Here is a 25,279-nt window from a genome sequence, read left to right on the forward strand (position 1 = left end):
GACATCCCTACTGTTTTTGATTGCGATTTTCATTTGCCGTTCCATAAACTACTCGTAACCCTCTAGAAAGTTGATTAATATAGAGCCATATCGAATTACCTTAATCATTAAATTTCAATGACTCAGTTTAAATTCACATTAAGGTACACAATTAGAATGGAGTTTTAGCCATATGCAAGGCAATCGAGATGTAATTAATCAACTCAATCAAGTGCTTTACCATCACTTGACTGCGATTAACCAATACTTTCTACACTCGCGTATGTTTAATGATTGGGGAATCGAAAAACTTGGTTCGGCTGAATACAAAGAATCTATTCGCCAAATGAAGCATGCGGATAAGATCATTGAACGTATTCTTTTTTTAGAAGGTTTGCCTAATCTTCAACATTTAGGAAAGTTGTATATTGGTCAACATACGGTTGAAGTTTTAAACTGTGATGTACGTAAAGTAAAAGAAAACATAGATGCATTGAAAACAGCTGTTGAGCTGGCTGAAAGCAACTTAGATTATGTGACTCGTGATCTTGTTCAAGAAATTCTTGAGAAAGAAGAAGAATTTTGGGATTGGACAACGACCCAACTAGATCTAAGTGAAAGTGTTGGTATCGAAAATTATATTCAAAGCCAACTCTAATTAATTTTTAAATATCACAAAAAAATCCCCCAATTGATTGGGGGATTTTTTATTTTATTTCAAAATGTAGCGATGCAAACACTACAGTCATCACAATTCACTTTTATGAAAGGGTATTATTTTCCTGCAACAGATACAGGTAATAGATCCTGATATGATGTCTCTTGCCCATGCAGTGTCTTTAGAATCCATAACTGATGTTCAGCTTCAGCTTTTTTACCATTAAAAGCCAAGACCTGTGCATATTTCTGAATATCATATGCCGAAGCTAAGTTTGCCACCATACGCCCCATATATTGCAACTGCTGATCCGACATTTTGCTATATGGATTTAGACCAATCCACCAGACACGTTCTTTAAATTGCGTCAGCAACAAAATATCTTGATTCATCACTGCTTGCTGTGAAGCACTTAACGGTGTTTTCTTATTTACGAATACACTTTGTTGGCGGTATAAAATATAGTCTCGATAAATCACTCCCACCAAGACCAAACCAATCACAATAATACTCACTGTAACCGAAGACTTTAAGTTCTCTGTAGGCAAACGAGGATACTGAGCTTGGATGATCCCCAATAAAAAACCTAAAGGGAGTAAGAAATATGCATAGTGAATTGGGTATTCCAATAAAGCATGAATCAAAATGGCACAGACCATCAAACCCGCTGCAATTGAAACCGCATCTTTAATGCCTTTATTTAACCAATACAACCAACATGCCATATAAACAATAATCAATCCACCAATCGGGATACCATTCCAAATCAGTAAATCCAAAATCACATTATGTGCCGTTTTATACCATTCATGTGATGGATATAAATCAAAAGCAGCGATTTGCGCCATCCCTGTTTGATTCCAACCGTACCCAAACCACGGCTTTTCTGAAATTGCGACTAAGGCTTGATTCCACATATCTAAACGGAGATAACCTGAAGATGCTCGCTCGACTACTGAAGCTGTCTCTGTTACTTCTTGGGTTGATACAGATATAATCCACTGATTCAGCATGGGTAAGCAAGTAATCAACGCAATAAATACACCAGACCATGCGAGTAATTTGATAAACCCAAAGCGTTTAGTTTGACCGAATTGCTTAATGGTCAAATAAATCAATGTGAACAAACACACCACCCAAGCAGTTCGTGATTGAGTCAGCGCAATGGTGAATAGAAAAATAAAAGTGGATGGCCCGAGTATGTAATTTGGCAGTATCTTCTTTTCATAAAAATATAAACATGCAAATACCCCCATACACATAAACGTCGCCAGATTATTCGGCTGGGCAAAGTTTGCATAGGGACGATTACCATTGAGCAAATTGACCAATGGTCTAAAATATTCGTTTACGCCTAACCATTGGGTCATTGCAATAAAACTTGAAAGTATCGCACCCGTAAAAACCACAAGACTAAATACTTTAAAGACTTGTTCTCTTTGACCTTTTTCACCTATTGCCAAGTTATAACCGACAACCAGCATCAACCAAAACATTGCAATATAGGCTGTGCAAAGCAACGCATTACTTAAATACAAAATCTCGCCAAAGCCCCATTGAATCAATGGAATCGCCAATACAGGCAATATAAGCAGTTGCGGTTTTGGAATTTTTAAGTCTTTATTTAGAAAAGCACTGAGCAACACCAAAGCAGATAGAAAAGTCAGTTCTTCACTACCAAAGGTTGTCCAAGGCATTTTATGGATCGGTAAAAGCCAAGCAAGTAAAAGCAAGACGGCTGAAAGAAGATAAGGTATAGCTTTCATAGGAAAAGTGAAAAGAAAAACTGAGTTTATTATAGCGTTTCTAGCACTTTTTGTTTAAGGAATGATTGTACAGTTTGCACCTTTACTCAAGTCACAACGGATATCTACTGTTGATGAATTTTTACTTTTTGCTTCAATAATCAGATTTGTGGTTGACTCGTTCCATGAAGAAGCGTCTGTGATAAAACTACAAGATGAAGTTGAAGGCTGACCAGGATGTGTATTGTTATTTTGGTCAAATATATCTACAAAAACATTATTGCTATAGCTCTTTGTTTCATGCAAACACGCAGCAACTTGTGTTTTCTTTTGATATAAAAGATAGCTAGGTATAGCAATTGCCATAAGAATACCAATCACAGCTATAACTAGCATAATTTCGACAAGAGTAAAGCCTTTATTAAATTTCATAATAATTTCTCTAACAATTATTTTTTACTTTATTATAAAAAAAAGTTTTTAACTATTTTTTTATTATTTTTGAATTTTTATGTACAAAAACGACAAATCTTGTCAAAAATTGATGCTTTGAGAAGTTGATCAAATTTAATTTCAACATTATAAAAGTTATTAATGATATTAAGAACATCCGCAGCTTCTTCTTTTTTATTATTATAAGTTAAAAGTACAGCCAATTTAATTAACCCTTGTTGCGTAGCGGTAGCCAGAACTTTTGTTTTTAGCCCCTCTATCTCTCTATCACTCAATAATTGGTAAGGATTAAATTGAATCCAAAAGATAATAAAATCACTTCTATCATAAATGAAATTCTCAAGGAGAAAATTTGATTCATGCGGTAAATAACTTGGTAAAATTTCATTCTTATATCCTTCCATCAAAGCAATATTTAACCTTTTTTTGTACATATATTCATAACCAATATTTATAATCAAGAGCAATATGACTAAAAGAAATAGAGAAAACATATTTACTTTGTTTGTTGATTTAACATAATCCAGATCAAATTGTATGAGCGCACCACCTATAACAAAACCTAAAGGAAATAAAAAATAAGAGTAAAACAAAGGATATTCCAAAAAGGCATGGGTAACAATAATTATAATTGTTATTGAAAAAAATAGATTTTCCAATGTTAATGATTTAATTAAAATCCTAACTAATAAGAAAAGAAATAAAACAACTATCATCATGCCTAGTGGAATCCCACACCAAACTAATAAATCTAAAATAATGTTGTGTGAACTATCTATTACTTGTGGTTCTACACTTTTTTCAATTAATGAAATATTTGCTAATTGTGTCTGATACCATCCATATCCTTCCAATGGTTTTTCCAATAAAATTTTAAAAAAATGCTTCCAAACACCTATTCTTAAATAGCCTGTTGTACTTCTAGTTAATACATCTGCTGTCTGTATAACGCCAATATTAAAAAATTTAAATAAATAATTATAAAGAGGCAATAAAATAATATTAGAGACAAAAAAAACACCTAAAAAAAATATTTTTCTCATTGTTATTTTAAGATAACATTTTTTTCTTTTAAATAAATAATAAAAAAACAATAAAAAAATTATAAGCCAAGATGTTCTTGATTGTGTTAAAATGACCGAGAATAGAATCAGTAATGCCATAACAACCAAAATAAATGAATTTTCATTTTTTTTCTCATATACATACCATACGGATGCTATTCCCATTAAAAGAATTGTTGCCATTTGATTTGGTTGCGCTAAATTCCCATATGGTCTATTCGTCATTATTTTCAAAATATATGGTTGTAAATTATAAAAATTTAACCATTGAAAAATAATGATTAAGGATGAAATTAATGAGATAAAAATTAAAGTGTAACTAAACAAACTGATTGCATCGAATATATTTTTACCCTTAGATACTTTCAATAAATTATAGCCAAATATTATTGAAATGAAAAAACAAAATAAATAAACCATTCCTAATAAAGCAGTTTCAAAAAAAACTATCAAGCCTATACAGTATTGTATAAGAGGAATAAGTGTAATAAAAAAAACAGGAATAATTACATAAGGTATTTTTAGTTTCTCATTAACCAAAAAAAAAGCTATAAAAATAAATGATATAAAACTATACTTTTCTGAATAAAAACTTACCCATGGTAGGGTATGGTATGGATTTAATATTGAAAAAATAAAAAAAAGACAAGAAAGTAAGATAAAACCTTTCTTTAAAAAATTATAAAAAAAATTGATTTAAATATACTCATAATTACATATTTTAAAATGTAAAAAGCTCAATTTAAATGAGCTTTTTACAGCTTCTCAAATTAAGAACAAACCGTTCTTGTTAAATCACAAGTAACCTTAGGTTGACTACCATTAGTCACTGTCACATCAAAAGATGTAGCATTTGGTGCTGGTTCAGTAATTGAGCAATTATTTGTTGAAAATGTTGTTGTTAAAGGTTTTGAAGTTTTCCCTTCAGGGTCTGATACATAAAGATTCCACATACCAGCATAGTTTTTACCAGAAGCAATACATTGCGCTGTAACAGAACGTTTCGTATAGTTTTGATACGCAGGAATCGCGATCGCAGCAAGAATACCGATAATTGCAACAACGATCATTAATTCAATCAGGGTAAAACCTTTTTGAGCATTCATAACATTTCTCCAATGTTTTAAAAATTTTTATAGCTTTTGAGCAATTTATATGGCTGTTCTTTTTGTGGAAAAAATCAACAACCAGTCGAGACTCTTTGATTTTAGAGAGAATGTAATGCTTTACAAGTTTTTTTTTACTGCTTATATTTTTACGTAATTATACGTAAAAAAGTGACATTTATTGTCACCGAGAATAAAATTAATTCACAATGATTGGATTGTTTGATAATTCATTTACATTATCAATTTGACTATATTTATCCCCATAAAATAAATTTAAAATTTGACCAATTTCTAAAACACCATTGCTCACTGCAATTCGATAATTTTTGTTTTTTAGTTCAGCAATCATCACATCACAAATCTGTTGCCACGTTTGCTGTGTAGTAGCTTGATAAATACCACGATCTATCACAATTTCAACCGTCTTTTCACATAAGTTTAAATACAGCAATACGCCACTATTATACTCAGTATCCCACACGCCCAATTCAGCAAACAATTGTTGTGCCCTTAACCGTGTATTTTGATGATATGCCTGATGACTTGGAATATGCCCCTCGATCACCACTTGTATTTCACCGACATGGCCTTCTTCTGCTTGCTTCACCGTTTGTGCAATTGCATGCTGATCTTGCTTTGAAAAATAGCGTTTCGAGGCAGGCATATATAAAACGTGCTTTAACCAACGTTTAAAGCTGGGTTGTACCTGTTCCTGTAACTTCGGTTCAGTCACAATTGTTGTTGTATCTGTTTTTGTTACCATGAGCCTGATGCTCCTCCACCGCCGAAACCACCACCGCCGCCACTATAGCCCCCACCACCGCCAAAACCACCACCGCCACTGCCCCCACCACGGCCACCACCAGATAAAAACATTTGGAAAATCAGTTGTGCCAGTGATGTAATCAACAAAAAGAATATACCAAAACCCAAAACTAAGCTCATCACAATCCCTGAGCCATAAATAAGTCCTGCAGCGGTTGCTGTCACACCCGCAACTGCTGCACTTAAACGATTGCCCACAATAAATGATGCAAAGATACCAATCACCAAAATCACCATAGCAGTGGTCAAGGTTCGATCCTTAGCTTCTTGTTCTTGCAATGCTTGGTTTTGACGCTCTTTTAGCTCATCTGCGGCTTGTTTGGCAATTTCAGGGTCAAGGTTTAAAATACGCTCAATTTCATTGACACCCGCCAGTAAACCTTGAGCATATTGTCCTTGCTTAAAATCTGGTGTGATCTGATTGCGTATAATCCGACTGGCCACAATGTCAGGGAGTACACCCTCCAAACCATAGCCCGTTGCAATATGGATTTTATGATCATTGACTGCAACTGCGATCAATAAACCATTGTCTTGTTTTGCTGAACCTAACTTCCATTGCTCAGCAACACGCATTGCAAAATCAAAAATACCTTCTTGCCCTGTGGTTGGAACAATGATAATCCCAATTTGTGCTTTACCTTGGCGATAAATATCACGAATTTGTTGTTCTAAATTTTGCTTTTCAGCTGCAGATAAAACATTGGCTTGATCAACGACAGGCTGGTTTAATGTGGGAATATTTCGAGCACTTTCACCCTCTGCCATATCATTGGCAACTTGTGGTAAGTCTTTTGAGGAAGTTTGAGGTGCTTGCTGTGTGGTAGGTGTTTGTTTTTGAGCATCTGTGGGTTTTGAGCCGATCACATTGGGCAAATTGGCATTGGGTACAACTTTACCCAAAACAATTGCGTCTTGTACCTCTTGCTCATCTGTGGCTGTCGCTGTTTCAGCCCAAACACTAGATTGAACAGAAAGCATCAGTCCAAAAAATACAAATAATATTGTACTCATGTTTTTCATTACTGATTTTTCTCGCCATTCAATCATAGTTCACCTTTTATTGAATAATGAAAAATATTCCCACTATCTTTTATCTCAAGCGTTAAAGACAGAGAAATAAAATCACATCATTAATTAAAATTAACTGTTGGCACTTTCGATGCACCTGCTTCAGCACTAAAGTTCGGTTTAGCTTTCATACCAATCACTTTAGCAGTCATTGCCTGAGGGAATTGACGCACATAGGTATTGTAATCTTGAACAGATGCAACATAACGTGTCCGTGCAGTACTAATACGGTTTTCAGTCCCTTCCAATTGAACCTGTAAATCACGGAATTGTTCATTGGCTTTTAAATCTGGATAATTTTCTGTCACCGCTAAAAGACGTGATAATGCACCTGTCATTTGTGATTGTGCTTCTTGATATTTTTTAAACAATTCAGGATCGTTCAATACTTCTTTGTCTACTTTTAAACCTGCGACATTGGCACGTGCCTCAGTCACCTCAGTTAAAACTTTTTCTTCGTGGGTTGCATAACCTTTAACCACATTCACCAAGTTAGGGACTAGATCTGCACGACGTTGATATTGGTTTTCAACTTCAGACCATGCCGCATTTACAGACTCATCTTTAGCTTGCAAAGTATTATAGCCACAACCTGAAAAAGCTAAGGTGCTTGCCAGTGTAAGTGCAACTAAACCTTTTTTCATTGAATTCATTGCCAATTCCTCAAAGATATTTATTTGTATTTGTTGATATCTCTGCATTCTATACAGTTTAAGGCAAAGTTTTGTTTAATTTCTGCTACCTAGCCAAAGACAAGACAATTAAATTTTTGCATGTTTGATAGAAATTGCTGAAGAATGCCTTAAACCAAAACCTTTTTAAATGTTTAAAATTATCTAGACCTGACTAAATTAACTTTGCATTGCTATCGCCCAAAAACTCTGCGCGTTGATCAAGCTGATCTAGTGTTTTACTCATGAGAGTATAATCTGATCATCAGCAGATAAATTTTTAGCTTCATCTTTTTATTTTTATTATTCACTTAGAATTTAAACATCTTTTAAAGATACAAAAAAGCCACCCTCAGGTGGCTTATTGTTTAAGTTTACTTTTCTTCTTCGTCTTGTTGCTCAGGCAAATCTTTCACTGCTTCTGCAATTAAACCAAACATATAGTTACCATAGGCATTGGTTTTATCATAATGAAAGCGCAAACGTGGCGTTATACGAGTTTTGATACGACGACCTAATTCGTGGCGTAAGAAACCAGATGCTTTATTTAAGACATCTAACGTTTCTTTATTTGCCACTTCACTTTGCTCATCGCCAAGTTCACGCCCCATCACGGTAACGTAAACTTCTGCATAACCCAGATCTGGACTCACTTTCACCGCAGAGATGGTCACAAGACCACCTAAGCGAGGATCTTTAAGCTCTTGGCGAATCAGTTCTGACAACTCACGTTGTACCGTATCTGCCATACGCTTAAGACGTTGACTACCCGCCATTAAAGACTCCGTTTAATCAACTGAACATCATACACTTCGATTTTATCAAGTGCTTTGATGTCTTTATAACCTTTTACTGCAAGACCACATTCCATACCAGCACGAACTTCTTCAACCACTTCTTTATAGCGACGAAGAGATTCAAGCTCGCCTTGGAATACCACAACATCATCACGTAGTACACGGATTGGTTTATTACGATGCAATACACCTTCGAGCACCATACAACCTGCGGCAGCACCAAACTTACTTGAGTGGAATACTTCACGAACTTCTGCAACCCCCAAAATTGTTTCACGGTGTTCAGGTGCAAGTTTTCCGCTCATTGCTGCTTTCACATCATCAATAAGTTGATAGATGATTGAGTAGTAACGAATGTCGATACCATCTGCATCTGCTTTTTGACGCGCGGTATTGTCTGCACGTACGTTAAAGCCAAGAAGTACTGCTTCTGAAGATTCAGCAAGGGTCACATCAGACTCAGTGATTGCACCCACGCCCGAACCGATTACACGTACTTTAACTTCGTCAGTTGCAAGATCAGCAAGTGCAACATGTAGCGCTTCCAAGGTACCACGTACATCAGTTTTAAGAACAACATTTACAATCGGCACATCTTTCTTGCCCATTGATGCCATAATGTTCTCAAGACGCATTGCACTTTGACGTTCAAGACGTTTTTGACGCTCACGGTCCATACGCGCATCGGCAACTTCACGTGCTTTTTTCTCGTCATTAACAACAAGAACTTCATCACCCGCCATTGGCGCTTCTGGAAGACCTAAAATTTCAACTGGAATTGAAGGACCTGCAGATTGAATACGTTGACCATTCTCATCGGTCATCGCACGAACACGGCCGTAAGATGCGCCTGCAAGAACCAAGTCACCTACTTTCAGTGTACCGTTTTGAACAAGAATAGACGTTACCGCACCACGGCTATTGTCTACACGTGCTTCAATTACAACACCTTGTGCAGCACCTTCTTCAGACGCTTTCAACTCTAACATTTCAGCTTGAATTGAAATCAAATCTAGAAGTTCGTCGATACCTTGACCTGAGTGTGCTGAAACCATTGCAACTGGTACATCACCACCCCATTGTTCAGGCACGATTTCTTTGGTTGTCAATTCATTCAATACGCGATCTGGATCAGCTGATTCTTTATCCATTTTATTGATTGCAACAATAATTGGAGTACCCGCAGCACGTGCATGGTCAATTGCTTCCGCAGTTTGTGGCATTACACCGTCATCCGCTGCAACAACAAGTACCACGATATCAGTCGCTTTGGCACCACGTGAACGCATTGCAGTAAATGCAGCATGTCCAGGCGTATCCAGGAAAGTAATAATTCCTTTATCCGTTTTAACGTGATAAGCACCAATATGCTGTGTAATCCCGCCCGCTTCGCCTTGCGCAACTTTGGCACGACGAATACGATCCAGTAACGATGTCTTACCATGGTCAACGTGACCCATGATTGTCACAACTGGCGCACGTGTTGTTTGCGCACCACGTGCTTCTTCAGCTGCTTCAAGTAAGTTATCTTCAGCTTGTGTATCAGATACACGTACTGGGTTGTGACCCATTTCTTCAACAATTAATGCCGCAACTTCTTGCTCAATGGCTTGGTTCTGAGTAACAAGCTCACCCATTTTCATCAGTGATTTAATTACTTCACGAACTTTAACTGCCATTTTTGCTGCAAGGTCTGCAACAACAATAGTTTCTCCAATTTCAACGTCATAAACTTGCTTTTTAACTGGTTTCTCAAAACCATGTTTATTCGCTTGACTGGTTTTTAAACCACGTTTATGCGGGTTATGGCTGAAAGATTGCTCTTCCTGACCACGACGACCACCTTTCTTAGGAGAACGTGTATTTGCAGTATTGGTACCACGTTTGATTTCACGGTCTTCTTTTGCAAATGAGTCTTCATATGCTTGACCAACCAAACCTGCAGCCAACGGTGAATCGTCAACTACACGAATCGTTGTTGCAGTTTCATCAGAAGAATACTTAGACGCCATTTGACGCATTTGCTCAAGCGTACGCTGTTGAGCTTCTTCTGCCGACTTACGACGAGCTGCTTCTTCAGTCGCTTTCAGTTGTGCTGCTTGAGCTTCACGTGCACGTTTCTGCTCAGGGGTTTCAATTGTTTTTACTGTTGCTTTAGTAATCGGCTTATTGGTCGATTTACGTTTTACAACAACAGCTGCTTTTGGTGTTTCTTTTGCAGCAGTTTGTTGTTTTGCAGCAGCACGCATTTTTTCTAAATTCGCTTTCGCTGAGCTTTCAGTCTTTTCAACTCCAGCTACAACAGTATTTTGCTGTACTTTTTGAGTTGACGTCGCTTGAGCATTTGCTTGAGCTTTAGCCAAAGCTTCCGCTTTGATTTGTTCAGGATCTGGCTTAGTAAACGTATGCTTCTTACGAACTTCTACGTTAATTGTCTTCGCTTTACCTGAAGTACTCGCAACTTTAGCCGTACTTGTCGTTTTACGTTTCAACGTGATTTGTCCTGCTTGTCCCGTATCTTGACCATGTGCTTTTTTCAAATGGTTCACGAGAACATCTTGCTGTTCAGTAGAAATTTTATCTTCAGCCTGTTTTTGTGGCAATCCAGCTTCACGCACCTGATCAAGGAGCTTTGCAACAGGAAGTCCTACGCTGACCGCTAACTCTTGAATTGACTTATCCGTCATGTATTACCTCCTAGTTAAACCATGATTCACGTGCTTTCATAATCAATTGACCTGCTTTCTCAGCGCCTAAACCGTCGATATCAGAAATATCATCCGTTGCTTGGTCAGCTAAGTCATCGATTGTTACCACACCACGTGCTGCTAAAGCATGCGCAATTTCAGAAGTCATTCCTTCCATCGCAACAAGTTCTGGACTTGGGTCCTGAATATCTTCTTGTTGCTTTAATGCATCAGCCAAAGCTGCTTCTTTTGCACGACTTTGTAGCAATTCAACTGTATCCGCATCTAATTCGATTTCATCGAAAGTTTCCGCAGGCACATAAGCAATTTCCTCAAGTGAGGTAAAGCCCATTTCTACTAAAGCCATTGCAAGATCTTCTTCAATATCAAGACGTGTTACAAACATGTCTAAATACTGTTGAGCTTCACTTTGTTGACGAGCACGGTACTCATCTTCAAGCATCATATCTAATTTATAACCCGTAAGCTCTGATGCTAAACGGACGTTTTGACCTTGTGATCCAATTGCTCGCGCAAGTTGATCACTGGTTGCAAAAATAATGTCTGCTGTACGTGCATCTTCATCAATCACAATCCCAGATACATCCGCAGGCTCTAAAGCACTTGCGATATATTGAGCCGGATCATCAGACCACACGACGACATCTATACGTTCACCATTTAATTCAGACTGAACCGCTTGGATACGTGTACCACGCATACCAATACACGCACCGACTGGATCAATACGATGATCGTTGGTCTTAACCGCAATTTTTGCACGTACACCTGGTTGACGTGCTGCTGCTTTAATCTCAATGATTTCTTCAGAAATTTCAGGAATTTCTTTTTTCATTAATGCAATCAGCATTTCAGGTTTAGCACGTGACAACAATAATTGCGCACCACGACCTTCACGGTTCACATTATAAAGAATTGCATTCATACGCTGTTTAGGGCGAAGAATTTCTTTAGGAATCATTTCTTCACGTGCTAAATAGGCTTCTGCGTTATCACCTAAGTCTATAATAAAGCCATCTTTGGTTTGTTTTTTCACTTCACCGTAGATCAGTTCACCCACTTTAGCTTCATAAGCATCCGCCACTAAAGCTCGTTCAGCTTCACGAATTTTTTGCACAATTACTTGTTTGGCAATCTGTGCTGCAATACGACCAAAATCAATTGATGGTACTTCTAACTCACGGATATCACCAATTGACCATTGAGCAGGATCAACATCAGAAATCGCATCTTGACATGCTGGCATTTCATGATCTTCATCAGCAACAACTTCCCATTGACGGAAAGTGCTGTAATCACCTGTCTTACGATCAATTTCTACACGTAACTGAGCTTCTTCCGAATTCGTTCCTTCGTAGAATTTCTTTTTTGTCGCTGCAACCAAAGCCTGTTCAAGCGCTTCAAAAATTGCTTCACGACTTACACCTTTCTCATTACTTACCGTTTCAACGACGGTGAGAATTTCACGTGCCATAAGTCACCTATTTATTCAGATTTCTATTTCTGGATTAATCCTGAAAGATCAAATTCGCTTTGTCTATATTGTTGCTATCGATCTCAAGTACGTGCTGTTGTTCAACTTCAACTTGAATGAATTCATTTTCTAAATCTACAGCAATTAATTTTGCTTGGAATTTACGGCGATTTTCAACTGCAGCAATCAAACGCAATGCAACTTGTTGTCCGATGTATTTTTCTAACTGTGCCAACTGGAAGAATGGTCGATCCCAACCTGGAGATGATACTTCTAAAGCATATTCGCCTGAAATTGGATCATGTACATCTAATATTGCACCAACTTGCTGAGTCACACGTACACAATCTTGTACGCCAATACCACGACCCAATTCTGCTTCACCATCTTCATTAATCGTTGGTTCAGCATTTTCCACCACATCTTTATCGATATAAATACGCAATAAAGAACGCTTACCTTGAGGAATAAATTCGATCCCCCAAAGTTCTACATCACAAGCTTGCACTGCAGGAGTGATTAAGTCTTGAAGTGCTTGAGTTTTATTTGATAGCTTCATTTACTCTCGTCATATTTGTGCGATTCAATCGCTCATCGGACTAATTCAAACTTACTATAGTGAAGCATGTCTTTTTGACCAATTGATGTCCACACCACACGATAGCCAATAAAAAAGGGCGTAATCGCCCCTATTATCGCACAGTAAACCGAAGTTCACTATGCAAAAAAGACCCACCTATCTGTGAGCCCTTTTAGAAACTTGGTAGCGGGAGCTGGATTTGAACCAACGACCTTCGGGTTATGAGCCCGACGAGCTACCAGACTGCTCCATCCCGCATCAGCGTTGCAAAATTATACACAAGAAATTTAATTTTTTCAATCCATCATTGACAGATACATTGAATTTCTTGCTTGATTAAGTTGCACCTTAATCAAAATGGTAGCGGGAGCTGGATTTGAACCAACGACCTTCGGGTTATGAGCCCGACGAGCTACCAGACTGCTCCATCCCGCAACAACATTGCAAATTCACACATAATATAAATTTTTCAACTTACATTATCATTAACTAAGTTGCATCTTAATTAAATTGGTAGCGGGAGCTGGATTTGAACCAACGACCTTCGGGTTATGAGCCCGACGAGCTACCAGACTGCTCCATCCCGCATCAATGTTTTTTTCAGCTGCTAACACCAACAATCTGGTTCATTGTTGGTGCGGAAGGGGGGACTTGAACCCCCACGCCCGAAAGCACTACCACCTCAAGGTAGCGTGTCTACCAATTCCACCACCACCGCAGCTGTGACGCATTCTAGTCGCATCATTCAGAAAAAGAAAGAACTAAATGGCATTATTCGCCAGTTTTTGGTGCAGTTGGTGAAGTTTCACCCGTATTGGCGGGTGCAGGTGCTGTGGTTTGAGAACTGCTCTGTACAGATTTTAAACCATAGGCATCCGATGTTTGTTTTTTAGCAAACACCGCTAAACTTAAACTGGTGATAAAAAACAAAGCCGTGAGAATTGCAGTTAAACGGGTTAAAAAGCTTGCAGAACCCGAGGCACCAAATACAGTTGCAGCACCACCGCCACCAAATGATGCACCTGCATCTGCACCTTTACCGTGCTGAACGAGGATCAGCCCGATCATCAAAACGGCCAAGATGATATGTACAACCAGCACAAATGTATGCATGCTGAACTCCTATTCTTCTGTTTGAGCAAATGCTTGAGCAATTTTATAAAATGACTCAGCATTAAGTGATGCACCACCAACCAGTGCACCGTTGATATCTGGACATGCAGCTAACTCTACTGCATTTTCAGGCTTGACACTACCACCATACAAAATCGCAGTATGTTGAGCTTGAGCCGTAATTTGAGTTAAACCTTCACGAATTTTTGCATGCATTGTCTGTGCATCTTGCGGAGAAGCAGTCTTACCTGTTCCGATTGCCCAAATCGGTTCATAGGCAATCACAATATTGTGCCATTGTTCTACTTTTACAACTGCTGCGAGATCGCAAATTTGTTGTAAAACCACTTGCTCTGCCTGCCCTGCTTCACGTTGTTCTAAGCTTTCACCCACGCAATAAATCACGCGAAGCCCTGCATTTAAAGCATTGGCTAATTTAGCTTTAATTTTTTGAACATCATCGCCAAAAAGTTCTCGGCGCTCTGAATGCCCAATCAACACATAATCAATATGGCTGTCTTTAAGTAACTCAGCACTGACTTCACCGGTATAAGCACCTGTGCCTGCCATTTGAGAAAGATCTTGTGCGACAACTTTGATGGGTGAATCTGCATCGTTAATTAATTTTTGTACAGACAATAAAGCAATAGAAATAGGTGCAACACCAATATGACATTGTTTTTCTGTAATCGGTGTTTGTTGTAAATACTGATTTAAATCTTGAATGAGCTGTTGCGAATTCGCTTGCATTGGGTTCATTTTCCAATTGCCGACAACCCAAGGAGTAATAGTCGAACTCGACATACATCTAACCTTTTATCGAAAATGTGCACATTCTACACGGAATTTATATTTTTAAAGTATTTTTTCTTTATCAATTCAGTCATCTTATTTAAAGTCATGTTTTAATAACAACGCAAGAAACATAAAACATTTCAAAGATAATGCTAAAAAGCCTCATTGGCTCAAATTATTGTTAAATATGTTTCTATAAAAATACGTTTAATTCTAGATATTTCTAAGGATCATCGTATAATTTTCGTATTCCAATTATAAAATGAAATTTAATGTGTTTTGGGGATGTCTATGCAAAATGGTTCACCTAAGTTTTCGGGGTATATCCGTCGCTTAGTCGACGAAGGTTTTTTATCTGCCCAGCAAATGAAAGATGCGTTCAGTAACGCTCAAAAAAATAAAGTGAGTATCGTTGCCTATCTCAGTGAAAAATTAAATATACCACCACTGATCATTGCCGAAATGATCTCCGTTGAGTTTGGAGAGCCTATTTTTGATCTGGACAGCTTTAATCCTGAAATGCTGCTCAAAGAGATTGTTGATCCAAATTTAGTCACCAAACATAAAGTGATCCCTTTGATACAACGCGGTAATATTTTATATGTCGCCACCAGTGATCCGACCAATATAGAAGCATTGGATGCCATTCGTTTTAACTGTGGTCTGAATATTGAACCGATTATTGTTGAGCACCATAAATTAGAAAAACTATTAGAAAAACACTTTACGGTAGAAGAAAGTTTTAACTTTGGCGATGAAGATTTTGATGTTGATGTCATTGCTACCGATGACCAACCTCCATCTGAAGATGATGATGAAGCATCTGAAGAAGAAGCACCTATTGTTAAATATATCAATAAACTCTTGGTCGATGCGATTCGCATGGGAGCATCAGATTTACACTTTGAGCCTTATGAAAAAAGTTATCGGGTACGTTATCGAGTAGATGGTGTGCTTAGAACCATTACCAATCCGCCCTTACAACTGGCAAGTCGTTTGGCATCACGCTTAAAAGTCATGTCCAGAATGGATATTTCAGAAAAGCGTGTCCCGCAAGATGGTCGGATCAAATTAAAACTCTCAAAAACCAAAGCGATTGATTTTCGTGTAAATTCATTACCTACCTTGTTTGGTGAAAAATTGGTACTGCGTATTCTTGATCCATCAAGTGCCATGCTGGGTATTGATGCGCTCGGATATGAGGAAAAGCAAAAAGCTTTATTTATGGAGGCTTTAGAGAAACCTCAAGGTATGTTACTGATTACAGGGCCAACAGGTTCTGGTAAAACTGTTTCCCTCTATACTGGCTTAAATATCCTGAATACAGAAAGTTCAAATATCTCCACGGCTGAAGATCCAGTTGAAATTAACTTGGAAGGCATCAATCAAGTCAATGTTAACCTCAAGGCCGGTCTCACTTTCTCAGTCGCACTAAAATCGTTCTTACGTCAAGACCCTGACATTATCATGGTCGGAGAAATTCGTGACCTTGAAACTGCTGAAATTGCGATTAAGGCTGCTCAAACGGGTCATATGGTGATGTCTACGCTACATACCAACAGTGCGCCAGAAACGTTGACCCGTTTACGCAATATGGGAGTACCCTCATTTAACATTGCCACTTCGGTGAATCTTGTGATTGCACAACGATTGGCAAGACGCTTATGTAATCATTGTAAAGCACCTGTTGAAATTCCTAGACAGAGTTTGTTAGAAATGGGCTTTACTGAACAAGACTTAAATAATCCTGAGTTACAAATTTTTCAACCTGTAGGCTGTAATGAATGTCGTGAAGGCTATAAAGGGCGAGTCGGGATCTATGAAGTCATGAAAGTAACACCTGAGATTTCAAAAATTATCATGGAAGATGGCAATGCACTTCAAATTGCAGCGGCATCGGAGAAATTGGGGTTTGATAATCTAAGACGTTCAGGTTTAATTAAAGTCATCAATGGCTTAACTTCTTTACAAGAAATTAACCGTGTGACCAGCGAATAAATATAATCAATATTCAAGGAAATTATGATGGCAGCTAAAAAAGCTCAAATGATGCCTACATTTGCTTATGACGGGGTTGATCGCAAAGGGATCAAGGTTAAAGGAGAATTACCTTCACGTAATATGGCACTTGCTAAAGTCACCCTGCGCAAACAAGGCATTACCATTAAAACCATTCGAGAAAAAAGGAATAATATTTTTGAAGGTTTAATGAAAAAAGGCATTTCCACTTTAGATATTACTATTTTCACTCGCCAACTCGCCACAATGATGAAAGCAGGTGTGCCTTTAGTACAAAGTTTTGAAATCGTTGCAGAAGGCTTAGAAAACCCCTCTATGCGTGAAATTGTCTTGGGAATAAAAAGTGAGGTTGAAGGCGGTAATACTTTTGCAGGAGCCTTAAGAAAATATCCACGCTACTTTGACAACTTGTTCTGTTCATTAGTCGAATCCGGAGAGCAATCCGGTGCCTTAGAAACCATGCTTGATCGAGTGGCGATCTATAAAGAAAAAAGTGAATTACTCAAGCAAAAAATTAAAAAAGCCATGAAATATCCAATTTCAGTGATTGTGGTTGCTATTATTGTGACCATTATTTTAATGGTCAAAGTGGTACCCGTCTTTCAGGATTTATTTAGCTCCTTTGGTGCAGACCTCCCCGCATTTACGCAGATGGTGGTGAATATGTCCAATTGGATGCAAAAATATTGGTTTCTTCTAATTCTATTCATTGGTGTTGTAATTACAGCTTTTTTAGAAGCAAAAAAACGCAGTCAGAAATTCCAAAATTTTCTAGATCGGACAGCACTAAAACTGCCTATTTTTGGCGATCTGGTCTATAAAGCGATTATTGCACGTTATAGCCGAACTCTTGCCACAACATTTGCTGCTGGGGTACCACTTATCGAAGCATTAGAATCAACCGCAGGAGCGACCAATAATGTGGTTTATGAACAAGCGGTAATGAAAATCCGTGAGGATGTCGCCACTGGACAGCAACTGAACTTTGCCATGCGCGCAACAAATAAGTTCCCTTCTATGGCTATCCAAATGGTGGCGATTGGTGAAGAGTCAGGTGCATTGGATGCAATGTTAGACAAAGTTGCAACGCATTTTGAAAATGAAGTCGACAATGCTGTGGATGGATTAACCTCAATGATGGAACCGTTAATTATGGCGATATTAGGGGTATTGGTTGGTGGCTTAGTCATTGCGATGTATCTGCCTATTTTCCAAATGGGCTCAGTGGTTGGTTGATAATGATGAATATGCTCCCTAATTTGTTAAATTTTCTGATTCAATCACCAACAGCGCTCTATTTGACTGTTGGTATCTTAGGGCTTTGTATTGGTAGTTTTTTAAATGTGGTGATTTACCGCACACCCAAGATAATGGAAAAAGAATGGCGACAGGATTGGCATGCTGAGTGCCAATTACTGGCGGGTTCACAACAGATTGTGATTGATGAAGAAAAACTCAGTCTCAGCCAACCAGCCTCTACCTGTCCCAAATGCAAAACCTCGATTCGCTGGTACCAAAATATACCCGTCATCAGTTGGTTAGCTTTAAGAGGGAAATGTGCTTCATGCCAAAATCCAATTGGCATGCGTTATCCATTTGTTGAGCTTTTAACTGCGGTGTGTTCATTAACAGTAGTTGCTGTTTACGGCCCAACACTACAAATGGTTTTTGGTGTACTGCTGACTTGGGTGCTGATCACGCTAACATTTATTGATTTTGACACTCAATTACTTCCAGACCGCTTTACTTTAACCTTGGCCGCCATAGGTTTAGGTATTAACTCATTTCATCTTTATACAACAGCAAGTGCTGCAATTTGGGGATATATTATTGGTTTCCTCTGTCTCTGGATTGTCTACTATCTATTTAAAATAGTCACAGGTAAAGAAGGCATGGGTTATGGTGACTTTAAGCTACTTGCTGCACTTGGCGCTTGGATGGGGCCATTGATGTTACCGTTAATTATCCTACTTTCTTCTGTGGTGGGTGCGATCATTGGTATTATTTTACTTAAGATTCGTAAAGAAAATGTCCCTTTTGCTTTCGGTCCTTATATTGCCATCGCAGGATGGATTGCATTTCTATGGGGTGAGCAAATTATGAAAGTATATTTGGGTCAATAATTTCAACACAGTATTAGGAATGCGCAATGACGTTTATCTTGGGTTTAACAGGTGGAATTGGTAGTGGTAAATCCGCAGCAAGTCAGTGGTTTGAAACCCAAGGGATTACAGTGGTTGATGCAGATATTGTAGCAAGAGAAATTGTTGAAAAAGGACAACCCGCGCTTCAAAAAATTAAACATATTTTTGGGGATTGGGTGTTATTAAGCAATGGTGAACTTGATCGTCGTGCATTGAGAGAACATATTTTTAAAGATCCACAGGCACGACAACAGCTTGAATCGATTACTCATCCAGCAATTCGCACTGAGATTATTCAACAATTACAAGCAGCAACCAGCCCTTATGTGATTTTGGTTTCTCCCCTGCTTTTTGAGACCAACCAACATGAACTCACTCAACGCACGCTATTGATTGATGCCAGTGAAGACATGCAAATCTTACGTGCTTCACAACGAGATGGACAATCCATCGAACAAATTCAGAAAATTATTGCAGCCCAAATGCCACGTCATGAAAAGCAAAAATTAGCAGATGATATTGTGCTAAATGATGGGCATATTGATCATCTATACGCAAAATTAGAGTCTTTACATCAACAGTATCTCAAACTCACAACAGCTTAGTAAATAATTGAAGCTTTCTGAATCAGTAGACTACTTGCATCAGTCAAAATGAGTATTCAATACTTTTAAATATTGATGAAACATAGATGGGGTATCTATCGTGAGGCGAAATTTATGTCGCCATACTGGCTGGACGTACAGGGCGTATAGAACGCTCCCCTTACCCAACATGAGTAAAAACAAAGCACGGCTTTGTTTTTAGTGCAAGGTTTGGCATCGCCCACACAAAGCGATTTAAGCTTTAAATGTTAAGCGTGGCAATGCCAATTTGATATTCACGCAATTAATTTCAATGTAAGGGTAAAAGTTTCATGGTTGATAAAGCTTAATCACATTTAAAAATCATCCCAAAGCTTATTTTCGTAAGCTCTAATGATGATTAATTAAAAATTGCTTATTGATTTGGTTTATTCTCATCCAACTGCTGCTGCAAACTGTCTTTATGGGTAAACCAACGCCACGGTTGTAAAGCACCAATCCCCATACCAATCAAACCACACATCATTGCGAGGCTTATAGGTTCATTTAATAAAGGTACGGCGATAATTGCGGCAATAAAAGGCGCAAGTGTGACAATACTGCCTGTTTTAAAAGCACCTAATCTTTTAATTGCTTCGACATACGCCAAAGTCGCAATGATCACCACAAAAATACCATGAAAAAGCATTTGCATGACCAAATGTGGTGTGGACACTTGATCTAAGTGTTTAGGTAAAAACAACAAATAAATCGGGACATAAACGATCGCCGACCATATCGCAACACCTGCCATGGCGTGCCATGCGGAAAGTTGCCATTGACGCAGCAATACGGTAAAAGTCCCCCACCAAATTGCACTGATAAAAAACAATAAATCCCCAAGACCAAAAGCAACACCTGTTTCGGTATACATCAGAAAACTCATTGCAGAAATGGCAGCCAGCATGATGCTTAAACTGATCCATATATGTTTATCAAACGGCTGGCGATAAAGTAAAAAACCAGCTAAAGCCGTGCACAATGGAATGCAGCCATTTAAAAAAATGGCTGCATGTGCCGCGGGCACAAAGTGAAATGCGCTATATGAAGTTAAACAATAAGCAACACCACCAATCATCGCCAAAATGAAGGGTTGTTTGTTCAATAAAAAAGCTGTGTCTTTTTTATAGATTAAAATCGGCATCAGTATACAAAATGCCAATGAAAAGCGTAATGCCGTAATATCCCATGGGCTGATATGCCAGATTGCATTCAGTCTTGAAGTAATCGTAAAACCTCCCCAAATACACATTGTGATGGCTACATAAATGTAGCCTTGAGTACGGGAGGTCATCATGATACTTCTCTAATTTTACCGATACAATTTAAACTAAATCATTCACTTTGTTGACGTTGACGGCATGCCTCATACAACGCCATACCAGTAGCCACACTTACATTTAAACTTTGTAAATTTCCAGCCATCGGGATAAATACGGTTTGATCACATTGTGATTGAGTAATTGGACGTAACCCTGTGTCCTCTGCGCCCATCACGATACATACTGGTGTTCCGGTAAAATCAAACTTCTGGATAGGGAGGGCTTTTTCATCAAGCATGGTCCCCACCACACGAACATTATAATTATCTTTGATTTGTCCAAGTGTACGCGCCAAATTGGTCACTTGAATAAACTTCACCTTTTCAGCACCACCTGCTGCAACTTTGCGTGCAGTTGGAGTTAATGTTGCAGCACGGTCACGCGGCACAATCACCGCCTCTACACCCATAGCTGCTGCTGTACGGATACATGCACCTAGATTATGTGGATCTGTAATATGATCCAAAGCCAATATCAAAGGTTGCTGGGTTGACTCTAAAAGCTGATCTAAATCTTTTTCATTCAATACAGGATGCGGGCGAACAGCTGCGACCACACCTTGGTGAAAAGGTTGACCTGCCAACTTTTCCAAGCTATCTCGGCTTGCTTTTTGCACACTGATACCAAAAGGCTCTGCAAGCTGAAGAATACGTTGTAACCGTTGATCATCACGACCTTTTAAAGTAAATAAGGTTAAAACACGTTCAGGTTCTAACTCCAATAATGACTCCACTGAATGAACGCCATAATAATATTCGGACTTCGCCATGAACAACCTCATTAACAACAGGATGATAGAAATGAAAAATCCTGCAAAGCCAACTTTACAGGATTTTATGTGATGCTCTAGTTTAACCGATTTAGCGCAAAAATTCTTTGCCTAATTTAAAAACAAAAGCATAGCTTTACTTTAAGCAAAGCTTTTTAATTAACCTTCTAAATGGCAAACGTAGTCTAAAACATCATCCGTTTCAATTTTAAAACGACTATTACCAGGCACATAAAATGACTGACCTGCACGGAACAACTCACTTTCTTCACTGTCTGCGATTTTAACGCGACATTCACCAGAAATAATTTCCATGCGTTCAGGCACATGTGTTTCAAATGTTAAAGCTTCTTCTGTTGGAAGAATGACCCCTAAAGTCTTTTTGGTTCCGTCTTCAAACTGCACAGTGTGGCTAATACATAAACCGCCAAAATATACATTAGATTTTTTAACTACTGATACATGATCGTACTGAGCTGACATGCGTATTCTCCAGATAATGCGCATTTATAAAAATTATGTTCGATGTAGTTTAATGTTGCTCTGCAAACTAATCAATCTATGTTTTTACTGTTGAGCTGTTTCTATTTTTGTCAGCTTTATCAGTCCGCTTAGATCAAAGCTTAAGCTTCCTTAACAATAAAGACCAAAACCACAATACTTGTCAGCAAAAATGCCACCCTATGTATGCTCAATTTATTTCCTACTTAGAGTGAAGAAAAGTCTTGTTTCAAGATTGGCCCATCTCTATAAATTAAAATTACGTCTTGCTTTGGAGGAAAACGAGGATGAGCATATGCTGATTTATGTATTAGTCAAAATGAGCATTCAATACTTTTAAATATTGATGAAACATAGATGGTCTTTCTATCGTGAGGCGAGATGGATGTCGCCATGTTGGGTGGAATTACAGGACGTGCCTTTCACCCAACATGCACAAAAACAAAGCATGGCTTTGTTTGCAGCACAAGGTTTGGAACCTCCTACAAAGAGTGAGGCATCGCCTACGCAAAGCGATTTAAACTTTAAATGTAAAGCGGGGCATTGCAAACTTGATCGTCATACACTTCATTTCTATGCAATGGTAAAAGTTTCATGATTCATAAAGCTTAACCACGTTGAATAAAACATCCAAAAGATTATTATCAGAAGCTCTAATGTATATGTCTAAAATTCAAGATGCATTCAAATATAAGCTCAATGCAGGATAGACTGTGACGTTGATAAAAAATGTAGATATTTGCATCATTTTTTTATTTTATACAATAACCTTTATCTATTTTGATGTTTTTACTGGCATATTCAGCAAAGGAAATTACATTTTCATATTAAAATTATTTAGAATGCTTAAAATTACTTCGTATTAGAATACGTTCTGACTTGTGACCACAACAAAACTTCACTATCTTAGAACTTCACCGTTCGCAGCTTGGATGCGTTTATGCTGACACACTTAAATCTGATCAATTTTGCTTTAGCCGATAACCTTGCTATTGATATCGAGCAAGGGTTCAACGTGCTTACAGGTGAAACAGGTGCGGGTAAATCATTATTATTAGATGCGTTGTCAGCCTGTTTAGGGGAACGTACTGATACCAATTATGTGCGTTATGGTGCCGAAAAAGCAGATATTACCGCTGTTTTTAGCTATCAAGCACAGAGTCCAGAAGCAAATTGGCTCAACACCCATGAATTAGATGATGAATCTGGTGAAATTCATTTAAGACGGGTGATCTTTGCAACAGGTCGCAGTAAGGCATGGATCAATGGTCGTCCCAGCAGCCTCGCTGAATTGAAAGAACTTGGACGTCTCTTGGTACAGCTATACAGTCAGCATAGCCAACAACAACTGCTTGAGCCACCCTACCCGAAGCATTGGTTAGATCGTTATAGTAATTTTTATCAACCTGCTCAAGATGTGCGGGATGCATATAGCACTTGGCAAAAAAATATTCGTACACATCAAGCGGCGATTGACGCACAAGCCAATCGCCTACAACGCATTGACACTTTAAAATTACAACTTGAAGAACTCGAAGATGTCATTCGTATTGATTATAAAGAAATCGAACAAGAGTTTGATCGCTTAAGTCACCATGAACACATTATGCAAGACTGCGGCTATAGCTTAAATGTTCTTGATGAATCTGAACAAAATATTACCCAAGAAATTTCTTCGATTATTCGACGTTTAGAATCCCATGCTGGACGTAGTGAACTTCTGTCTGAAATTTACAATTCATTGATCAATGCACAAAGTGAAATTGATGATGCGACGGCAAATTTACGTCAGTTTATAGACCGTCAAAGTTTTGACCCTGAACGTATGGATGAGTTAAATACGCAACTTGAAGTCTTTCATCGCTTGGCACGTAAATACCGTATTCAACCCGATGAACTCAAACAGCAATATGAAACATGGCAAAATGAATTAGAGCAACTACACCAACTTGAAGATCCTGAAACCCTCGCTGAGCAAGTTGAACAATCTCATCAAGTGTTTCTCGAGAAAGCACAACATCTAGATCAGATTCGTCGTGATGCCGCTGAACCTTTAGCCAAGCAACTGACTGAGCAAGTCAAACAACTGGCGCTACCAGAAGCACATTTTGAATTTAAATTTGAACCGCTGGAACAAGTTTCTGCTGAAGGTCTAAGCTTTATTCAATTACTCTTTACTGCCAATAAAGGTATTCCACCTCAACCACTGGCACGTGTTGCTTCTGGTGGAGAGCTGTCACGTATTGCACTGGTCATGCAAGTGATGAATGCTGAAAAAACTGAAGCAGAAGTCTTAGTGTTTGATGAAATTGATGTCGGGATCAGTGGCGGTACCGCTGAAATAGTCGGACGTTTATTGGCAGGCTTAGGACAACATGTTCAAATTTTATGTATTACCCACCAAGCTCAGGTTGCGGCCCAGTCCGATCAACACCTATTGGTTAAAAAATTACAAACAGATCCTGCTAGTAGTACCATCGTTGCACTAGAGGAAGAGCAACTTATTTTAGAATTGGCACGAATGACAGGTGGCATTGAAATCGGTGAAACCACCTTGCAACATGCTAAACAATTAAGACAGTTGAAATTTCAACATTCTTAAGACATTTCATAAGAAAGAACACTCAGTTAAAAGCCCTATTCGCTGGCACAGTTGTCAGCGCTTTTATTAGGGTTTAGAGGCACATTTTTATTTGGATACCATTTTGTTCATATTTTATACATATTGATTGAAAACTTAGGCTGTTTTTGCAGGCTTTTGAAATATTCACAACCTATTGATATTAATTGTGCTATTTATATAGATATAGATTTTATTTGAACAATTAAAATTATTTAAGCGGATTGAAAAGGAGTTGC

The 25,279-nt window shown here is 38.3% G+C and carries 23 protein-coding genes and 4 tRNA genes; 7 read left to right on the forward strand and 20 right to left on the reverse strand.

All coding sequences use genetic code 11. From position 1 onward, the window contains the following. Positions 1 to 172: 172 nt before the first annotated feature. Complete coding sequence (gene bfr, locus AC2G3J_RS18245) at positions 173 to 637, forward strand: heteropolymeric bacterioferritin subunit Bfr (protein ID WP_336952292.1); 465 nt, start codon at positions 173 to 175, stop codon at positions 635 to 637. Between the two features lie 116 nt (positions 638 to 753). Here the strand turns inward: bfr and AC2G3J_RS18250 are convergent, their stop codons facing one another. From AC2G3J_RS18250 to tpiA, 17 genes are all read right to left on the reverse strand, one after another. After that, positions 754 to 2,403: an O-antigen ligase family protein gene (locus AC2G3J_RS18250; protein ID WP_483770405.1), complete on the reverse strand. Its 1,650-nt coding sequence runs from the start codon at positions 2,401 to 2,403 to the stop codon at positions 754 to 756. Positions 2,404 to 2,457: 54 nt separating this feature from the next. Further along, entirely contained in the window at positions 2,458 to 2,814 is a 357-nt protein-coding gene (locus tag AC2G3J_RS18255) for a pilin (protein WP_483770406.1), read from the reverse strand. Positions 2,815 to 2,891: 77 nt separating this feature from the next. Then, positions 2,892 to 4,439: an O-antigen ligase family protein gene (locus AC2G3J_RS18260; RefSeq protein WP_483770407.1), complete on the reverse strand. Its 1,548-nt coding sequence runs from the start codon at positions 4,437 to 4,439 to the stop codon at positions 2,892 to 2,894. A gap of 230 nt (positions 4,440 to 4,669) precedes the next feature. Next, positions 4,670 to 5,005, reverse strand: a complete 336-nt coding sequence (locus tag AC2G3J_RS18265) for a prepilin-type N-terminal cleavage/methylation domain-containing protein (RefSeq protein WP_483770408.1) — start codon at positions 5,003 to 5,005, stop codon at positions 4,670 to 4,672. Positions 5,006 to 5,204: 199 nt separating this feature from the next. Further along, entirely contained in the window at positions 5,205 to 5,771 is a 567-nt protein-coding gene (locus tag AC2G3J_RS18270) for a TPM domain-containing protein (RefSeq protein ID WP_483770409.1), read from the reverse strand. Continuing rightward, entirely contained in the window at positions 5,765 to 6,847 is a 1,083-nt protein-coding gene (locus AC2G3J_RS18275) for a TPM domain-containing protein (protein ID WP_483770410.1), read from the reverse strand. Before AC2G3J_RS18275 ends, AC2G3J_RS18270 begins: the two co-directional genes overlap by 7 nt. 119 nt (positions 6,848 to 6,966) lie before the next feature. Continuing rightward, a complete protein-coding gene (locus tag AC2G3J_RS18280) occupies positions 6,967 to 7,557 on the reverse strand; it encodes a LemA family protein (RefSeq protein WP_483770411.1) in 591 nt (196 codons plus the stop codon). Between the two features lie 392 nt (positions 7,558 to 7,949). Further along, complete coding sequence (locus AC2G3J_RS18285) at positions 7,950 to 8,351, reverse strand: ribosome-binding factor A (RefSeq protein WP_336952301.1); 402 nt, start codon at positions 8,349 to 8,351, stop codon at positions 7,950 to 7,952. Beyond that, positions 8,351 to 11,059 (reverse strand): translation initiation factor IF-2, encoded by a 2,709-nt coding sequence (gene infB, locus AC2G3J_RS18290; RefSeq protein ID WP_336952302.1) that lies wholly within the window; start codon positions 11,057 to 11,059, stop codon positions 8,351 to 8,353. Before infB ends, AC2G3J_RS18285 begins: the two co-directional genes overlap by 1 nt. Positions 11,060 to 11,069: 10 nt before the next feature. After that, positions 11,070 to 12,554 carry a transcription termination factor NusA gene (gene nusA, locus AC2G3J_RS18295; protein WP_336952303.1) on the reverse strand — a complete coding sequence of 495 codons (1,485 nt, stop codon included), beginning with the start codon at positions 12,552 to 12,554 and terminating at the stop codon, positions 11,070 to 11,072. 34 nt (positions 12,555 to 12,588) lie between these two features. Beyond that, the gene (rimP, locus tag AC2G3J_RS18300; RefSeq protein WP_419327014.1) at positions 12,589 to 13,113 is read right to left on the reverse strand and encodes a ribosome maturation factor RimP; all 525 of its coding nucleotides are present in this window, start codon (positions 13,111 to 13,113) and stop codon (positions 12,589 to 12,591) included. Positions 13,114 to 13,315: 202 nt separating this feature from the next. Beyond that, a tRNA-Met gene (locus tag AC2G3J_RS18305) sits at positions 13,316 to 13,392 on the reverse strand. A gap of 100 nt (positions 13,393 to 13,492) precedes the next feature. Next, positions 13,493 to 13,569 (reverse strand) — tRNA-Met (locus tag AC2G3J_RS18310). A gap of 76 nt (positions 13,570 to 13,645) precedes the next feature. Next, a tRNA-Met gene (locus AC2G3J_RS18315) sits at positions 13,646 to 13,722 on the reverse strand. A gap of 45 nt (positions 13,723 to 13,767) precedes the next feature. After that, positions 13,768 to 13,852: transfer RNA gene (locus AC2G3J_RS18320), tRNA-Leu, on the reverse strand. Positions 13,853 to 13,905: 53 nt separating this feature from the next. Then, complete coding sequence (secG, locus tag AC2G3J_RS18325) at positions 13,906 to 14,247, reverse strand: preprotein translocase subunit SecG (RefSeq protein WP_336952305.1); 342 nt, start codon at positions 14,245 to 14,247, stop codon at positions 13,906 to 13,908. Between the two features lie 9 nt (positions 14,248 to 14,256). Continuing rightward, a complete protein-coding gene (tpiA, locus tag AC2G3J_RS18330) occupies positions 14,257 to 15,051 on the reverse strand; it encodes a triose-phosphate isomerase (RefSeq protein ID WP_419359012.1) in 795 nt (264 codons plus the stop codon). 276 nt (positions 15,052 to 15,327) lie between these two features. On the opposite strand from tpiA, the gene pilB reads away from it, so the two are divergent. The 4 genes from pilB to coaE are packed head-to-tail and all read left to right on the forward strand — an operon-like array spanning position 15,328 to position 19,810. Beyond that, entirely contained in the window at positions 15,328 to 17,040 is a 1,713-nt protein-coding gene (pilB, locus tag AC2G3J_RS18335) for a type IV-A pilus assembly ATPase PilB (RefSeq protein WP_483770412.1), read from the forward strand. 27 nt (positions 17,041 to 17,067) lie between these two features. After that, entirely contained in the window at positions 17,068 to 18,297 is a 1,230-nt protein-coding gene (locus tag AC2G3J_RS18340; protein WP_483770413.1) for a type II secretion system F family protein, read from the forward strand. Positions 18,298 to 18,302: 5 nt separating this feature from the next. Continuing rightward, positions 18,303 to 19,184, forward strand: a complete 882-nt coding sequence (locus AC2G3J_RS18345; RefSeq protein ID WP_483771091.1) for a prepilin peptidase — start codon at positions 18,303 to 18,305, stop codon at positions 19,182 to 19,184. Positions 19,185 to 19,210: 26 nt separating this feature from the next. Then, positions 19,211 to 19,810, forward strand: a complete 600-nt coding sequence (coaE, locus tag AC2G3J_RS18350; RefSeq protein ID WP_483770414.1) for a dephospho-CoA kinase — start codon at positions 19,211 to 19,213, stop codon at positions 19,808 to 19,810. Positions 19,811 to 20,204: 394 nt separating this feature from the next. Here the strand turns inward: coaE and AC2G3J_RS18355 are convergent, their stop codons facing one another. The 3 genes from AC2G3J_RS18355 to ppnP form a co-directional block, all read right to left on the reverse strand. After that, positions 20,205 to 21,125 (reverse strand): DMT family transporter, encoded by a 921-nt coding sequence (locus AC2G3J_RS18355; RefSeq protein WP_483770415.1) that lies wholly within the window; start codon positions 21,123 to 21,125, stop codon positions 20,205 to 20,207. A gap of 38 nt (positions 21,126 to 21,163) precedes the next feature. Then, a complete protein-coding gene (gene rlmB / locus AC2G3J_RS18360) occupies positions 21,164 to 21,919 on the reverse strand; it encodes a 23S rRNA (guanosine(2251)-2'-O)-methyltransferase RlmB (RefSeq protein WP_483770416.1) in 756 nt (251 codons plus the stop codon). Between the two features lie 159 nt (positions 21,920 to 22,078). Beyond that, positions 22,079 to 22,402, reverse strand: coding sequence for a pyrimidine/purine nucleoside phosphorylase (ppnP, locus tag AC2G3J_RS18365; protein WP_004718357.1), 324 nt, complete (start codon positions 22,400 to 22,402; stop codon positions 22,079 to 22,081). Positions 22,403 to 22,805: 403 nt separating this feature from the next. Between ppnP and AC2G3J_RS18370 the strand changes: the two genes are divergently transcribed. Both AC2G3J_RS18370 and recN read left to right on the forward strand, forming a co-directional pair. Continuing rightward, positions 22,806 to 23,018 carry a hypothetical protein gene (locus tag AC2G3J_RS18370; protein WP_419327006.1) on the forward strand — a complete coding sequence of 71 codons (213 nt, stop codon included), beginning with the start codon at positions 22,806 to 22,808 and terminating at the stop codon, positions 23,016 to 23,018. A 342-nt stretch (positions 23,019 to 23,360) separates the two neighbouring features. After that, on the forward strand, positions 23,361 to 25,022 hold the full coding sequence (gene recN / locus AC2G3J_RS18375) for a DNA repair protein RecN (protein WP_419819694.1): 1,662 nt from the start codon (positions 23,361 to 23,363) through the stop codon (positions 25,020 to 25,022). Positions 25,023 to 25,279: the final 257 nt, after the last annotated feature.

The sequence above is a fragment of the Acinetobacter legionensis genome (assembly GCF_057165765.1).